The organism is Flavobacterium maritimum (assembly GCF_040049085.1).
In the GTDB taxonomy this organism is placed as follows: Bacteria; Bacteroidota; Bacteroidia; order Flavobacteriales; family Flavobacteriaceae; genus Flavobacterium; species Flavobacterium maritimum.
On record NZ_JBDLZY010000006.1, the window covers coordinates 57,230 to 72,569 of the forward strand.

The window sequence follows — 15,340 nt, forward strand, 5'->3', positions numbered from 1 at the left end:
AATAGAGTCCTGCTTTCTTAGAGTTTGCAGGACTCTTTTAAAGTCCTAAATTAAGTATAAAGCTGATTTTTATGGCTATGTTATCTTCGAATTTGGGCAGTTGGTTGGGGCCGTAACGGTAAAAACCACCCAACCCTAATCCGTTAAAAATCTGATTGAGTTCGATTCCCGATTCAAAAAATCCTTTGTTCAGCGTTTTGTATTCTATGCCAACATGTTGTTCGGGCTTGTCCATATCTCCCCAGGCCATTCTGCTAACCAATACCAGAGAAGGTTTTATCTTTTTGAAAATAGTGACTCTGCTAAAGCCGTGTTTAAATTGGAAATAGGCGTATTTACTTGAGAAAAACTCATTAAAAAACATGGTTTCAAAACTGTTTTTACCGGCAAAAGTGATTCTCTGGATGACAGTTTCTTTGTTAAGATTGTTAGGAGCGGTATTGTAGAGATGGGTTAATGGGACATCTCCAATTGCATAACCAGCTTCAAAAAGAAGGCTTGTTTTTTGTCCGTTTAAAAAATTCTTTTCATATTCTGTTCGGAAATCTATTTTACTGAAATCGAAATCGTTTTGCCAGATATTGGGTAATGATTGGGTGTATTGAAGTGTGAATTTAGGGAAACGTTTTTCTACTTCTAGTCGTCCGGTTGGGGTTTGCATGTAATCGCTGAATGGATTCCATCTCAAGGAAATCATTGCGGTTGTCATATTATAGCTGTAGTACAACTTTTCATTTATGTTAAAGGCATAACTAAATTTAGGTTCAACATAAGTCTGAGAAAGTTCAAAAATGCTCTCTGTTTTAGGTATTATTTTGGTTTCTACAAATGTTTTCCAGCTCAAATAATTGTAAAAAGTACTTATGTTTATGGGTCTCGGGTCATAGATTTTAAAAGCTCTTTTGTCAATTGCAAAAACGGTACTTGCAATTTCCCGAACATCGTCGGTATAGGAAACACCAATCCATGAATTGGTAAATTTATCGAGTCGGGTTCCTGCTCCTAGGCTGTATTTATAGGCCTTGTCTCTCGTTCCGTAAGCAGCGTAACCTTCTATTTTGTATTTTTTGGCAAAATTTTCATTGGTAATTCCTCCAACTCCCAATCGGAGTCCTTCGTAATTGTTGTAGCTAATTATTTTACGCAGGTCTAAATCGAAAAATCCCAATGGTAAGTAACCATTTATGACTTTGCGTCCAATACTTATCTTACTTTCAATTCTTTTTTTTATAGAGAGGCTGTCTAAGACCAAATAGGTTTTTTGACTGCGAATATCCAAACTGTCTTTTCTGTATTTGTTCCAAAAGTCTTCTGGTTTGTTGACTGCCTCATCTTTAATTTCGATATAAATAGAGGGTTTTTTTATTTGTAGTGGAATATTGTATTTTAAGTCGAAATTGTTGCTTTCCGAAAGCAAATAAGTGTAGTCAGAAGCTTCTTTTTTTCTTGGTTTGAAATTTTTTTCTACGTCTCCTTCAAATTGAATGGTTCCCCCAAGGATTTTTATATCATCATCATTTTTACCTTTTACAATTTTAAATGTTTTAGTTGAAGGAAACCATATTTTTTCTTCGGGAATATATCTAAAATCGTGAATTCCGCTGATGTCGAGAACGCCTTTGATACGCATAACCGCTTTGGCAATCGCAAAACTCTCTTGGTCGACATAAAGTACACCTTCTAAGCCTGATGCTTTTCTTTTCTTTCTGTTTTTGAAATAAATCATATAGGTATTTCTGCCATCTACAACAACCGAGTCTAGAAGTTTGTAATTATAGTCTTTTAGGGCGTCGGGAGCAAATGGACTATTGTATTTGGTTTCAAAAAGTTCGTAATTATTGTCGTAGATAGAAAAGGACTGCAGGTTGAAGGCGATGATTTCATAGACGGGCTGTTTGAAACCAGCCATTTTTGTTCCTAATATGGTTTCTTTAAGTTGGTTATCACTAAATTGATATTGTGAAACTTTCTCTGTTTGAAACAAATGTTGTTGGCGTACAATTTCTTTGAATTTATAATTGGCGGAATCAATTTTAATAAATTGAGATCCATAAGATTTTTGAACAAAGACAGAATCGATCTTTCCGCTTATCGAGTCAGGATTGGCTGAGACAATTAGTCTATTGTAGGATTTGAATTCAAAACTGTTTAATTTTTTTTGAGGATCATTAGCGTCTTTGGCCTCTATTGTTTTTTTGATAATTGCTAAAGCAGGATTTTCTCTTGAAATGACAATCTCGTTCAAATTATTTGTGTTTTGCAAGAGCAGTACTACATAATAATTTTTGTTGTTTTCAATTCTAACGATAGCTTTTGTGTAGCCAATGTAAGAAACATCAAAAGTGCTTATGTTTTTTTTGGATATAATGCTAAATTTTCCGTCAACATCGGAGATAGTATTAGTCCCATCATCACTGGTTATAGTGGCAAAAGGAAGGGGTTTGTTGGTAGAGGTGTCTTTAACAATTCCGTTTATTTGAAATTGCGCCTGAAGCGAGAATGAAAAAAAGAACATCAGTAAACAGAAGTGCTTCATAAAAAAGACTATTAGGGCTAAACGGATGAAATCACATTTTGTTATGGCAAAAATAAGAATAAAAAAATCCGTTCACCTAAGCGAACGGATTTTTTAATATCTATTGATTTGTTAAAAGTTAATATACTTTTTCAGGTTTCGTGAAGATATGTTTAGTTTAAAGTAAAAGTTGATTTTAGGACTAACTTGGAATCATCAAAAATATTAACATAAAAAAGGCCTTCTTCTAAGTTGCTTACAGGTATTTCACCTTCAACTTTTACGGTTTTATTTTCATATTTTAATTTTAAAGAAGTACTGTAACTTAAGATTTGATTCCCGAATTTCTCAACTTTCTTAGTTCCTAAAACATTGTTTTTACTGTCGATAATTTGAATAAAAAATTCTTTAGTGGTAGATTTAACTAAATCACTTTCAGCAATCATAAAACTGATTTTCAGTAAATCAACTTTGTTCGCATTATTTGTTTCAGTTTCTTTTCCCGAGCTTTTTATTTTAAATGAAGCTGTTTGTAAATCGTAAAAATAGAGTTTTGCTGCGGCCGTAATTTTTTTAACTAATTTTCTGTTGGAAACGGTTAATGTGTCATTCTTTGATTTTTCTTTTTTTAGAACAATTTTGGTGTTATGTAAAATATTGTTGGTGCTGTCTATTTTCTTTTTATATAAATTTATTTCCGCAAGTAGTAATTTGAGTCTGTCATCTATGTCATTTGCACTTTTTTTATAAACCACAATGGTTTTCTCATTAATTCTTTTTTTCTTTAAATCAAGAATGAGTTTTTTTATTTTAACTTGTTCTAGAGTTAATTTTTTTGACAATGATTTGTTTGAAGTTAACACATGGTCTAGGAATAATTGAGATTTTTCTAGGTCATTCAGGATGTTTGATTTTTGCTCTCTAAGCGAAATAATCATGTCTTTTGATCTATCAGACATTTTATAGATATAGTAAAAACTGCCAATTATTGTAAGGGTTAACAAAATAATTACAATCTTTAAACTATTGGTGTTGTGTTTTTGTTCAACTTTTTTTGACATAATTTTAAGCTATTTGTCTAGCAAGTATATATTTTTAGGATATTAATTAAAGTTTGATTGCTGCAAATCTTTTGACATGTTTTCATATTTAATGTTTTTGTCCAATTTATAATATAAAAATATTCCTATTAACCCTATGGCTGCCATTAATAACCAGTTTGAAAAATAACTAAAACTTTCAATAATGCTAAAGCCAACCTTGGGACTTAATATTTGTGCAGCACTAAAACTCATCGCATAAAAGGCCATGTATTTTCCTTCCTGGCCATTAACAGCTCTGGCAAAGGCAAAAGTATTAGAAAATGAAAATAATAATATTTGGCCTAAGGTGATGAAAAAAATGCTAATTACTAATATGAAAATTGATTTTGAAAAAAGTAGAAAAAAGAATCCTAAAGTCATAAATACTGAACCTTGCAATATAATCTTTGTTGTTTCAAAATTCTTTTTTTCCAGAAAACCTATTAAAGGCATTTCAAAAAGAAATATCAATAGCCCATTTAAGGCTAAAAGCAATCCAATGCTCAATTCGCTAAGTTTTAATTTCTCAGAGTTGTACATTGGTATAGTTGTGAATAATTGAAAAAATAAAATGGCAGTCGAAAAACTGGCAAACAAGAAAATGATAAAGTTTTTATCCTGTATTAGATTACTATTACCGACACTTTTAATTTTTTTATTTCTTTGAATTTTCTTCCTGGCCTTATAAATCTTACTCTCGTCGATTAACAGCATGAAAATTGAAATTGCAAATACACAGGTTAAGCCGTCTATCCAGAACAACATATCATAGTTGTCTTTTTGTATTATTAAACCAGCTATAACAGGTCCGGAAACAATACCCAGATTCACTGCTAATCTAACTAAAGTTAATGCTCTTGTCCGGTTTTCTTTGTTGGTGAAGTTCGATACGGCGACATACATGGCAGGTTTATACATATCTGCGATTACTGTGACTAAAAATAAACCGATACATATTTCTGCAAAATCGTACAAAAACATTAAGGAAATAATGCCAAAGCCTGTTAGGAACAGGCTTGACAGCATAACTGTATAAAAACCAAGTCGGTCAGTAAGTTTTCCTCCAACCCAGGCGCCAACCAAAGCGCCAATACCAATGCAAACTAACATCCAGCCTATTTCCGTAAGACTAAAAAACATACTCTCATGCAAATATTTAGTCAAAAAGAGCATAACCATGGCTCCTGCCCGATTGATATAGGTTATTAATGTTAAGACCCATATTTCTCTTGAAAAACCTTTAAAGTTATCAAAGTAGGTGTTTAAATAACTTTTCATTTTATTTAATGTTTAAATCAATAAGGATAGTATTGGGGATATACCATTATTGATAAGTTCAGTTTTCTATCAAATAAAATTATTAGTAGATCTTTTTAACTTTTTTAGATCTGTCTGCTATATAAGAAACCAGCCATGCAATTTGCCCTTCTTTGGCAAAGTATAGTTTTTTATCATTTATTTCTGGTATAGCTTCAAGACAAACTAGAAATATATTACTGGCTGAAATTAGATATTTTTGTGAATATGTTTTTAGTACACGTTCGACATCTTTGTCTGTTTTGGCTAATTCTTCGAATTTTCTAAAGTTGTTTTTTAAAACTGCATCGTAATTAAGAACGTCTTCTAAATTAAATTTGTTAAACGTTTCTTTAGCAGCGCCATAATAGAGTGTGTAAAAAGCCCAAACAGCTCCGCCTGACATGAATACTTTTTCTTTTTCTAAAGCAACCGGACTTGAGCCGTACATGGCGTCTACTTGCTTTCTTAATGTAGGTAAAAACCCAAATGCTTTCTCATTATATTCTGAAATGTCATCTTTTTTAGTTTTTTTATTGATGGCTTCAGTTAATGTTATTGTTCCATAATTAACGCTTAGAGGGAAAAATACAAAAGTATCATTGTTTCTTACATCAATGTATCCACCTTTTGTGTTTCCGCCACCAATATCTAAAACCATAGAATCTTGATAGTCAACAGGGGGAACGCAGCCTTTTAAAAGCATTCTTCCTTCTGTTTGGGCATCAATGAATTCTACGTCCTTGTTTGTTGCTAATTTGATTTTGTCAATTAAATCCTTTGTGTTTTTTGCCATTGCAACTCCAGAGGATCCAACTATGAAAATATTATCTTCGGGTACTTTTATCTCGTTTTTTATTTTGATGTAATTGGACAAGACAACAGTTACTGCCTTTTCAATATCTTCTTGAGCTAAATTACCATCAATTGCTATTCCTTTTGCAATTCCGACATTTTCAGACCAATATGATTTGATATCAAAGCTTCCTCTTTTAATATTGGTAACCTCTATAACAGACATTTTTATTCCTTTACTGCCTATTTCAATTCCGGCAAATATGCCTGAGTCTTGTGCAAGTAAGTGATTTTGAAAAAATAGTAATAGAAAAACCGAAGCAAGTAGTGTTTTTTTAATTTTCATTATTAATAATGGTTAAGTTAATAAATAGATTTGATTCTAAGGGGGTCTCAAATATATTAAATATTATAGTGGATAAAGTTATTTTTGGCGTAAAAAAAATCCGACTTGATTAAATTAACAAGTCGGATTTAGTGTGTTTTTAAACGAAAATTACTATACTTTCATTATTTCGGCATCTTTTTGTACTAGAAGTTCGTCAATCTTTTTGATAAAACTATTGGTTAAGTTTTGTACCTCTTCTTCCGCACTTTTACAAATGTCTTCTGAAGTTCCTTCTTTTTCCAATTTTTTAATATCAGTATTAGCGTCTTTACGAGCATTTCGAATACCAACTTTTGCATCTTCTGCTTCTGCCTTAGCTTGTTTGGCAAGTTCACGTCTTCTTTCTTCTGTCAATGGCGGAACGCTTATGATAACAACATCTCCATTATTCATTGGATTGAAGCCTATATTAGCAATCATAATTGCTTTTTCTATCGCATGAAGCATGTTTTTTTCGAAAGGCTGAAGTGTAATGGTTCTTGCATCAGGAACACTGATTTTTGATACTTGCGAAAGCGGGGTTGCGGATCCGTAATAATCTACAAAAACACTTCCTAACATGGCAGGTGATGCTTTCCCGGCACGGATATTCAAGAATGATTTTTCTAAATGTGCAATAGTACCAGTCATTGATTCTTTGGTACTATCTAATATAAATTCAATTTCTTCAGTCATATTTTTAAGTTTTCAGTCGCAGTCGCAGTTTACAGGTCACATGACTGTGACTATAAACTGTGACACAAGATTATATGTTTACTACAGTTCCTATGTTTTCTCCTGTGCAGATTTTTAATAAATTGCCCACTTTATTCATATCAAAAACAACGATTGGAAGTTTGTTTTCTTGACTTAAAGTGAATGCAGTAGTGTCCATTACGTTTAATCCTTTTTTCAAAACATCATCAAAAGAGATAAAATCGAATTTTACTGCAGAAGCGTTTTTTTCAGGATCCGAATCATATACACCGTCCACGCGAGTTCCTTTCAAGATTACATCGGCATTAATTTCTATACCACGTAAAACGGCAGCTGTGTCTGTTGTGAAATAAGGATTTCCAGTTCCGGCTCCAAAAATTACTATTCTGCCTTTTTCAAGGTGACGATCAGCTCTTCTTTTGATATATGGCTCAGCTATTGATTCCATTTTTAAGGCAGTCTGCAAACGTGTTTTCATGCCTTTGTCTTCAAGCGCACCTTGTAATGCCATTCCGTTAATAACAGTGGCTAACATTCCCATATAATCTCCTTGAACTCTATCCATTCCTGAACTTACTCCCGAAACACCTCTGAAAATATTTCCACCACCTATTACAATGGCTATTTCAACTCCTTTGGCATGAATCTGCTTAATTTCATCGGCATATTCAGCTAATCTTTTCGGGTCAATTCCGTATTGCAAATCGCCCATTAAAGCTTCGCCACTTAATTTCAGAAGAATTCTTTTGTATTTCATGTGTGTTGAGTTATTTGGTGCAAATATAGGGATATTCTAATTTTTTGAAATAGTGTTTTAAAAAATAATTTTACGGTTTTATTTTAAAAATAACTTTGCAAGTTATGCTGTGATTTTTTTTTGAATTTTATTTTCATTAAGTAATAAATGTCACCTTTTGTCTTTTTTTTTAACTCTAATTTTATCCCGTTAAAAAAATAAAATAATAAAAATATGAAAGCCTCAGTTGTCAAAGCCTTATTTAATAGTTACACGTATTCCGAATATAAAAAAGTAGTTTCAGATTTGTTGGAAGTTGGAAAATCAACAGGAATGAGACAATCCGAAGAATTAACCCATTACACTTTGTTGAATGAAACGAGATTGCGTCGATTGGATAAGACGATTAAAATATCAGAAGAGAATGTTTCAAAATTACACGCGTTAAAAAAACAATACATTTGGTTGGTCATTGCTGAGGGTTGGTGCGCTGATGGTGCGCAATCACTTCCTGTTTTTGATAAAATGGCATTAGAAACAGATGGAAAGATTGATCTGAAAATTGTTTTACGGGATGATAATGATGATGTGATGAACGATTTTTTGACAAATGGTGCCAGAGCAATTCCTAAATTGATTGTTATTGATAAGGCAACAGGAAATGTTGTAGGTGATTGGGGGCCAAGGCCTGCAGGAGCGGTGGAACTAATACAAAACTACAAGAAAGAACATGGTGTTGTTGATGAAACGGCTAAAGCCGATTTGCAAATGTGGTATTTTCATGATAAAGGATTGAGTACACAAAACGAAATTATGGAACTGATGCAGGGGCTGGATTCCTAATTGGTTTTGTGAAGTAGGTAAAAGAAATTCCAAAACTTATACTCCAAATTTTTTCTGGGCTGTACAGCGAAAATCCATATTGGGTGAATTCTGTAAACAGCCCTAAACCTTCTATGTCTTCCAGACCCAATCCTATTTTAGTATAATCGCCAGTCAAACTTCCTCTTCCGATGGCAATCGATTTTCCGTAGCCACCCTGAAGAAACAGGAACATTTCCGGGTCGATTTTCGTGCTTAACTTCAGATTTCCAAAGACAGGGACTACAACCAGTTTTTCAGTGGCAATCCAATCAATACCAGTGTTTATTCCAATAGCCAGTCGTTTACTGTAATGTAAGCCGCCTCCAAATTTTACATTTAAACCGTCGGGTAAAAATAAATAGTCTGAGTCGTCGTCACTGTCCCAGGTTCCTCTTAAAGGAGTTGAAAAATTTAATTGCAAATAAGAACTTCTTTTGTTTTGTGCAAAAAAAGTAAAAGCGAAAAATAACGTAAATAAAAAAGTAGCTAAGATTTTCATATACTGATTTTTTAAGTTATCGATATACAGTGGCTATGATTTTATCTTTGATTTTAAAAATTTTAAGTTACGAAAATTTAGTGATTATTATAAATTTGAGGTTAAATTGTCTTCGAGTAAAATAGTGTTCATGCCGTTTTGTAGTGGTATAATTACATGCTAAAGGTTGATGAATCGCGAAGTTTTTTGCTTCAATGTAAAAAGCAGTTATAGTTATAAGTAGCTTTTTGTTAATAAGTTAACTTTATTTTAGCTGTAATTTTAATTTTTTTATGAAAAAAATATGTAATTTAGTGACTGCCAACCAGGTCTATTATTTTGATTTACTTTTTTTATGGGTGTTTAGATATTGTTTAACAATTTTAAAAAAACATCGCTATGAAAAAGCTATTTGAAAGGGTTTATGATTATTTGTCGTTTTTACTATTTGGAGGTGAAAACATAACTCATTATTAAATCATGGCATAGCCAAGTAGACAAAAAGAGTAGAGTATGGATTAAAACATTACTTTAAATTCTAAAAGGAAGACACATCGCAAATTCAATTCTGTATTTGTCATGTGTTTTTGTTTTTTGATTATAATTCAGAGGTTAGGCTTTGTTCAAATAAGGTCACATCCATAGCCTCAGTCACATCATAATCCCCAATTTTTGTTCGGCGTAAAACGGTCAGATGTGAACCGGAATTCATAACGCGTCCAAAATCGTAGGCTAAAGAACGGATATAGGTTCCTTTGCTGCAAACTACTCTGAAATCGATTTCAGGAAGTGCAATTCGGGTAATTTCAAATTCGTGAATGGTTGTTTTTCTGCTTGCAATTTCTACAGTCTCACCTGCACGTGCGTGTTCATACAAGCGAATGCCATCTTTTTTAATAGCCGAAAAAATAGGTGGTTTTTGATCAATCTCACCCAAAAATTGTTTTACCGTTTCGTGAATTAAAGCTTCATCGATATGTGCAGTAGGGAATGTTTGGTCTACTTCAGTTTCTAAATCATAGGAAGGTGTGGTCGCTCCAATAAAAAAGGTTCCTGTGTATTCTTTGGCTTGACCTTGAAGTTCTGTAATTTTTTTTGTGAATTTTCCAGTGCAAACTAACAACAGTCCACTTGCCAAAGGATCTAATGTTCCTGCATGGCCAATTTTTATTTTCTTTAAACCCAGTTTGCTTTTCAACGCCCATTTCATTTTGTTAACCGCCTGAAAAGAGGTCCAATGCAATGGTTTGTCAATTAATAATACCTGTCCGTTTTGGAAATCTTCAGCAGTCTTCAAAGGAAATTATTTTAAGTATGAAAAGTAAATCAGTAAAAAGATTCCCATGATAATCCGGTACCAACCCCAAGGTTTGAAGCCGTATTTTTTAATAATTTCAATGAAGAATTTTATAGCTAAAACCGCAACGATAAAAGCAACAACATTTCCAATCAGGAATAGTTTTATGTTTTCATCTGATTTTAAAATAAGTTCATAACCCTTCATCTGGGATGTTTCATAGGTTTTTAAAAACACAGAATAACAAGTGACTGCCAACATGGTTGGAACGGCCAAAAAGAATGAAAACTCGGCAGCTACGTGACGGGTTAATCCTTGTTGCATGCCGCCAATAATAGATGCTGCCGAACGGCTTGTTCCTGGCATCATGGCTAAACATTGCCAAAATCCGATAGTTACGGCTTTTTTAATCGTGATGTCTTCTTCTTGAACAACAGTTGGGCTTTGAAAACGACTGTCAATAAAAAGTAAAACGACTCCGCCTAAAATTAATACTATTGCTATAGGAATAGGGTTTCCTAAAATAGCTTCGATTTTATCGTCGAATAATTTCCCTAAAACTAAAGCCGGAATTACAGCACAAGCCAGTTTGATGTAAAAGTTGAATTTTGAGAAATCGAAAAATTTCTTCCAGTATAAAGCGACAACGGCTAAAATAGCGCCGAATTGAATAGAAACTTGAAAAAGTTTTACGAAATCATCTTCCTGAATTCCGAAATAAGAACTGGCAAATACCATGTGTCCTGTGGAGGAAACAGGTAAATATTCTGTTAATCCTTCAATTATGGCAATTATAAGAGCTTGTAATATATTCATTTTTGAGAAAGTTTTCAGTTTTCAGTTTTCAGTCTGTTACCAACTGAATACGGAATACTGTTTACTGTTTTTTAGGGTTTTTGAGAATGGCGTAAATAGTAATACCAAAACCAATAAGAACGGTAGTTGGTGCCAAACGAATTCTTCTGAAGTTGAAAATGTCCTCATTGAACACATTTGGGTCTTCGCTTCCTCCTCCTGACATTAAAATGAATCCTAAAGCAATTACTCCAATCCCAATTAATAGGATTTTGTAGTTTATTTTATCGAAAAGAAATTCTTTTTTATCGTCGTTGTTTTTCATTGTTATAGGGTAGTTTTTAAAAGCTGAATCGTGCAAATTCGAATTAACGAATAATCAAATCAACAGATAAATATTAGTATAAATCGTCGGTTCTTAGATTCAGAAAACGTTGCGTGGCAAAATAAGTACTTAACCAGGTAATCAATACACCAATTCCAAAAACACTTATTAAAACGAGAGCAATTAAAAATTTGTCTTCAACAATACCAAGGCTTGGGAAATTAGTTTCAAGATAAATCAGTACTCCGATTAAGGCTAGAATCGCCAATCCGGAACCAATCATGCCGAGTTTGATGCTTCGCATTACAAAAGGCTTTCTGATGAAGGCTTTGGTTGCGCCCACCATTTGCATGGTTTTAATGATAAATCGGTTGGAGTGAATAGATAAACGTAGTGAACTGTTGATTAACAAAACAGCAATGACTGCCAAAAATCCGCTGACAATTAAAATCCACATACTCACTTTTTTGATATTGTCATTCACCAAATTGACTAGCTGTTTGTCGTAAACAATATCTGATATCATGGCATTTTTGCGCAAGCGGGTTTCTATTTTTGTGATACTGTCTCGTTCCACATAATCTGCTTTCAGGTGGATATCAAAGGAATTCTGTAATGGATTCTCACCTAAAAAGGCAACAAAATCTTCTCCAATAATATCAGTATGTTGCTTTGCAGCCTCCTCTTTCGAAACATAAACAGATTTTTTTGCAAAACGGGCAGTTTTTAATTCGGTTCCAAAAGCTTTCAGAATACTATCATTAGCTTCGTTTTTAAAGAATACGGTCATCGCAATATTCTCTTTGAAATCGTCAGCCAGTTTTTTAGAATTTATAATAAAAAGACCCAACATTCCCAACAGAAATAAAACTAAGAATACACTTAGGACTACCGAAAAATAAGATGAAATTAATCTGCGTTTTTGAAATTTATCAAAGGAAGAACTCATAGTTTACTGAAATTATGGGGTAAAAATAATAAAGAATTTCTTTATTTAAAGTTAATAACGTCCAAAGTTTTAACTTTCGTACAATAAACGTAAATTTGCCAACTTTAAATTAAGAGAATAAACCTTAGAAACTCAGTTACTTTGTAGCTTAGAACCTTGATACAATGAAATACAATCCGAACGAAATTGAAGCCAAATGGCAAAAATACTGGGCAGAGCATAAGACTTTTGCTGCCAAAAACGATTCAGACAAACCAAAGCATTATGTGTTGGATATGTTTCCTTATCCTTCTGGGGCGGGCTTGCACGTTGGGCATCCGCTAGGATACATCGCATCGGATGTGTATTCGAGGTACAAAAGACACCAGGGTTTTAATGTGTTACACCCAATGGGGTATGATAGTTTTGGGTTACCGGCAGAGCAATATGCGATTCAGACAGGACAGCGTCCAGAGGATACGACCTCGGTAAATATTGACGGTGGTGTAGACAAAGAAGGAAAAGTGATTGCCGGGTACCGAAAGCAATTAGATAAAATAGGATTTTCATTTGATTGGGATCGTGAAGTGCGTACTTCTAATCCAGATTATTACAAGCATACACAATGGATTTTTATCCAATTGTTTAATTCTTGGTATAATAAAGATTCTGATAAAGCAGAAGATGTTTCGACTTTAATCTCGATTTTTTCAAGGGAAGGAAATGCCAATGTGAATGCAGTTTGTGATGATGCTATTGATGTGTTCACTGCAAATGAATGGAATGCTTTCGCAAAAGAACAACAGGAGAAAATTTTGTTGCAATACCGATTGACGTATTTGGCAGAGACTGAAGTGAACTGGTGTCCTGGATTGGGAACGGTTTTGGCGAATGACGAAATTGTGAATGGAGTTTCCGAACGTGGTGGTTATCCTGTGATTCGTAAAAAAATGACGCAGTGGAGTATGCGAATTTCAGCTTATGCAGAACGTTTGTTGCAAGGTTTGAACGATATTGACTGGAGCGAGAGTATTAAGGAAAGCCAAAGAAACTGGATTGGAAAGTCAGTTGGAGCTATGGTTTCTTTTAAGGTAAAAGATCATCAGGCTAATATAGATGTATTTACCACGCGTCCCGATACTATTTTTGGAGTTACGTTTATGACTTTGGCGCCAGAACACGAATTGGTTGCGCAAATCACGACTGCTGAACAAAAAGAAGCAGTTGAAGCTTATATAGAAAAAACAGCCAAACGTTCCGAAAGAGAACGTATGGCCGATGTAAAAACCATTTCGGGAGTTTTCACGGGAGCTTATGCCGAGCATCCGTTTACCAAAGAACCAATTCCGGTTTGGATTGGGGATTATGTTTTGGCGGGTTATGGAACAGGTGCCGTAATGGCGGTTCCTTGTGGTGACGAAAGAGATTATGCTTTTGCAAATTTCTTCAAAGGTCAAAACGGAATGCAGGAAATTAAAAACATTTTTGCGAATGTGGATATTTCCAAAGAGGCTTTTGGTTCAAAAGACAATGTAGAGATTGCTAATTCAGATTTTCTAAACGGACTGAATTATAAAGAGGCAACCAAAAAGATAATTGAAGAGTTAGAAAAAATAGGTCAAGGAAAAGGGAAAATCAATTACCGTTTGCGTGATGCGGTTTTCTCCCGTCAACGTTATTGGGGGGAGCCTTTCCCAGTGTATTATGTGAATGGCTTACCACAAATGATTGATGCGCAACATTTGCCGATCATCTTGCCGGAAGTAGAAAAGTATTTACCAACCGAAGACGGATTGCCACCATTAGGAAACGCAACGGTTTGGGCTTGGGATAGTGTTCAGTGTTCAGTTGTTAGTACGGAGTTGATAGATAATGTGACTGTTTTTCCATTAGAGTTGAATACGATGCCGGGTTGGGCAGGAAGTTCTTGGTATTGGATGCGTTATATGGATGCACATAACGAGAACGAATTTGCCAGTAAAGAAGCTTTGGCATATTGGGAAAGCGTGGATTTATACATTGGCGGAAGCGAGCATGCTACAGGTCACTTGTTGTATTCTCGTTTTTGGAATAAATTTTTAAAAGACAAAGGTTTTGCACCAACTGAAGAACCATTCAAGAAATTGATTAATCAAGGGATGATTTTGGGGATGAGTGCGTTTGTTTATAGATTGGAGGGGACAAATACTTTTGTTTCAAAAAATAAAATTAACGGACAAAATGTACAGCCTATCCATACTGATGTTTCATTTGTAAATGCTTCGGAAGAATTGGATATTGAGAAATTCAAACAATTCAGGGAAGATTATAAAGATGCAGAATTTATTTGTGAAGAAAACGGTAAATACATAGTTGGCCGCGAAATCGAAAAGATGTCGAAATCCAAATACAATGTTGTAACTCCGGATGATATTTGTAATGAATATGGTGCTGATACCTTGCGCTTGTATGAAATGTTCTTAGGTCCATTGGAACAAGCGAAGCCTTGGAATACGGCTGGAATTTCGGGAGTTTTTGGTTTCTTGAAAAAACTATGTCGTTTGTATTTTGATGAAAACGGTTTGATTGTTACCAATGACGAACCAACGAAAGACAACTTAAAATCATTGCACAAAACTATCAAGAAAGTAGCAGAGGATATTGAGAGCTTCTCTTTCAATACTTCGGTTTCGCAGTTTATGATTTGTGTGAATGAGTTGTCAACGCAAAATTGTCATTCTCGAGCTATACTAGAACCATTAGCGATTGTGATTTCACCTTATGCACCACACATTGCTGAGGAGTTGTGGTCATTGTTAGGAAATAGAGGTTCTATTGCAACGGTGCCTTTTCCAGCTTTAGAAGAAAAACATTTGGTAGAAAGTGATAAGGAATATCCGGTATCTTTCAACGGGAAAATGCGTTTTACTATGGTTTTGCCTTTGGATTTAACCAAAGAACAAATCGAGGAAATCGTAATGAAAGACGAAAGAACCATTAAACAACTAGACGGTAAAACACCAAATAAGGTAATTATTGTTCCGGGGAAGATTATTAATTTGGTGGGGTAATATTTCGATCTCTAGAGATGCATATTGTAAAGATGCGCTGCAGTGCGTCTTTGCTACAAATTTCAATATTAAAAATTCCTAATTCCAATTTTACG

General features: G+C 34.2%; 13 protein-coding genes. 2 read left to right on the top strand and 11 right to left on the bottom strand.

Annotated features, from left to right (window positions below):
- Positions 1 to 37 precede the first annotated feature (37 nt).
- From ABEB23_RS13540 to pyrH, 6 genes are all read right to left on the bottom strand, one after another.
- Positions 38 to 2,536, bottom strand: coding sequence for a DUF5686 family protein (locus tag ABEB23_RS13540; protein WP_348813143.1), 2,499 nt, complete (start codon positions 2,534 to 2,536; stop codon positions 38 to 40).
- Between the two features lie 152 nt (positions 2,537 to 2,688).
- The gene (locus ABEB23_RS13545; RefSeq protein ID WP_348813144.1) at positions 2,689 to 3,576 is read right to left on the bottom strand and encodes a DUF8428 domain-containing protein; all 888 of its coding nucleotides are present in this window, start codon (positions 3,574 to 3,576) and stop codon (positions 2,689 to 2,691) included.
- 42 nt (positions 3,577 to 3,618) lie between these two features.
- Positions 3,619 to 4,875, bottom strand: coding sequence for an MDR family MFS transporter (locus ABEB23_RS13550; protein ID WP_348813145.1), 1,257 nt, complete (start codon positions 4,873 to 4,875; stop codon positions 3,619 to 3,621).
- Between the two features lie 82 nt (positions 4,876 to 4,957).
- On the bottom strand, positions 4,958 to 6,034 hold the full coding sequence (locus tag ABEB23_RS13555; RefSeq protein ID WP_348813146.1) for a Ppx/GppA phosphatase family protein: 1,077 nt from the start codon (positions 6,032 to 6,034) through the stop codon (positions 4,958 to 4,960).
- Positions 6,035 to 6,187: 153 nt separating this feature from the next.
- Positions 6,188 to 6,751: a ribosome recycling factor gene (gene frr, locus ABEB23_RS13560; protein WP_348813147.1), complete on the bottom strand. Its 564-nt coding sequence runs from the start codon at positions 6,749 to 6,751 to the stop codon at positions 6,188 to 6,190.
- Positions 6,752 to 6,821: 70 nt separating this feature from the next.
- Complete coding sequence (pyrH, locus tag ABEB23_RS13565; RefSeq protein ID WP_348813148.1) at positions 6,822 to 7,529, bottom strand: UMP kinase; 708 nt, start codon at positions 7,527 to 7,529, stop codon at positions 6,822 to 6,824.
- 213 nt (positions 7,530 to 7,742) lie between these two features.
- On the opposite strand from pyrH, the gene ABEB23_RS13570 reads away from it, so the two are divergent.
- A complete protein-coding gene (locus tag ABEB23_RS13570) occupies positions 7,743 to 8,351 on the top strand; it encodes a thioredoxin family protein (protein WP_348813149.1) in 609 nt (202 codons plus the stop codon).
- Here ABEB23_RS13570 and ABEB23_RS13575 read toward each other — a convergent pair.
- The 5 genes from ABEB23_RS13575 to ABEB23_RS13595 form a co-directional block, all read right to left on the bottom strand.
- A complete protein-coding gene (locus tag ABEB23_RS13575; protein WP_348813150.1) occupies positions 8,320 to 8,871 on the bottom strand; it encodes a hypothetical protein in 552 nt (183 codons plus the stop codon). The two genes, ABEB23_RS13570 and ABEB23_RS13575, sit on opposite strands and share 32 nt — an antisense overlap.
- Before the next feature lie 577 nt (positions 8,872 to 9,448).
- A complete protein-coding gene (truB, locus tag ABEB23_RS13580) occupies positions 9,449 to 10,147 on the bottom strand; it encodes a tRNA pseudouridine(55) synthase TruB (protein ID WP_348813151.1) in 699 nt (232 codons plus the stop codon).
- Between the two features lie 6 nt (positions 10,148 to 10,153).
- Positions 10,154 to 10,963, bottom strand: coding sequence for an undecaprenyl-diphosphate phosphatase (locus ABEB23_RS13585; RefSeq protein ID WP_348813152.1), 810 nt, complete (start codon positions 10,961 to 10,963; stop codon positions 10,154 to 10,156).
- A 61-nt stretch (positions 10,964 to 11,024) separates the two neighbouring features.
- A complete protein-coding gene (locus ABEB23_RS13590) occupies positions 11,025 to 11,267 on the bottom strand; it encodes a DUF3098 domain-containing protein (protein ID WP_348813153.1) in 243 nt (80 codons plus the stop codon).
- Between the two features lie 73 nt (positions 11,268 to 11,340).
- Positions 11,341 to 12,216, bottom strand: coding sequence for a cell division protein FtsX (locus tag ABEB23_RS13595; protein WP_348813154.1), 876 nt, complete (start codon positions 12,214 to 12,216; stop codon positions 11,341 to 11,343).
- Between the two features lie 164 nt (positions 12,217 to 12,380).
- Between ABEB23_RS13595 and leuS the strand changes: the two genes are divergently transcribed.
- On the top strand, positions 12,381 to 15,245 hold the full coding sequence (leuS, locus tag ABEB23_RS13600) for a leucine--tRNA ligase (protein ID WP_348813155.1): 2,865 nt from the start codon (positions 12,381 to 12,383) through the stop codon (positions 15,243 to 15,245).
- The last annotated feature ends 95 nt before the right edge of the window (positions 15,246 to 15,340 follow it).

What these genes read in the sequence shown, in the direction of transcription:
- ABEB23_RS13540 (WP_348813143.1), bottom strand. Translation starts at nt 2,536, where the DNA reads ATGAAGCACTTCTGTTTACTGATGTTCTTTTTTTCATTCTCGCTTCAG.
- ABEB23_RS13545 (WP_348813144.1), bottom strand. Translation starts at nt 3,576, where the DNA reads ATGTCAAAAAAAGTTGAACAAAAACACAACACCAATAGTTTAAAGATT.
- ABEB23_RS13550 (WP_348813145.1), bottom strand. Translation starts at nt 4,875, where the DNA reads ATGAAAAGTTATTTAAACACCTACTTTGATAACTTTAAAGGTTTTTCA.
- ABEB23_RS13555 (WP_348813146.1), bottom strand. Translation starts at nt 6,034, where the DNA reads ATGAAAATTAAAAAAACACTACTTGCTTCGGTTTTTCTATTACTATTT.
- frr (WP_348813147.1), bottom strand. Translation starts at nt 6,751, where the DNA reads ATGACTGAAGAAATTGAATTTATATTAGATAGTACCAAAGAATCAATG.
- pyrH (WP_348813148.1), bottom strand. Translation starts at nt 7,529, where the DNA reads ATGAAATACAAAAGAATTCTTCTGAAATTAAGTGGCGAAGCTTTAATG.
- ABEB23_RS13570 (WP_348813149.1), top strand. Translation starts at nt 7,743, where the DNA reads ATGAAAGCCTCAGTTGTCAAAGCCTTATTTAATAGTTACACGTATTCC.
- ABEB23_RS13575 (WP_348813150.1), bottom strand. Translation starts at nt 8,871, where the DNA reads ATGAAAATCTTAGCTACTTTTTTATTTACGTTATTTTTCGCTTTTACT.
- ABEB23_RS13585 (WP_348813152.1), bottom strand. Translation starts at nt 10,963, where the DNA reads ATGAATATATTACAAGCTCTTATAATTGCCATAATTGAAGGATTAACA.
- ABEB23_RS13590 (WP_348813153.1), bottom strand. Translation starts at nt 11,267, where the DNA reads ATGAAAAACAACGACGATAAAAAAGAATTTCTTTTCGATAAAATAAAC.
- ABEB23_RS13595 (WP_348813154.1), bottom strand. Translation starts at nt 12,216, where the DNA reads ATGAGTTCTTCCTTTGATAAATTTCAAAAACGCAGATTAATTTCATCT.
- leuS (WP_348813155.1), top strand. Translation starts at nt 12,381, where the DNA reads ATGAAATACAATCCGAACGAAATTGAAGCCAAATGGCAAAAATACTGG.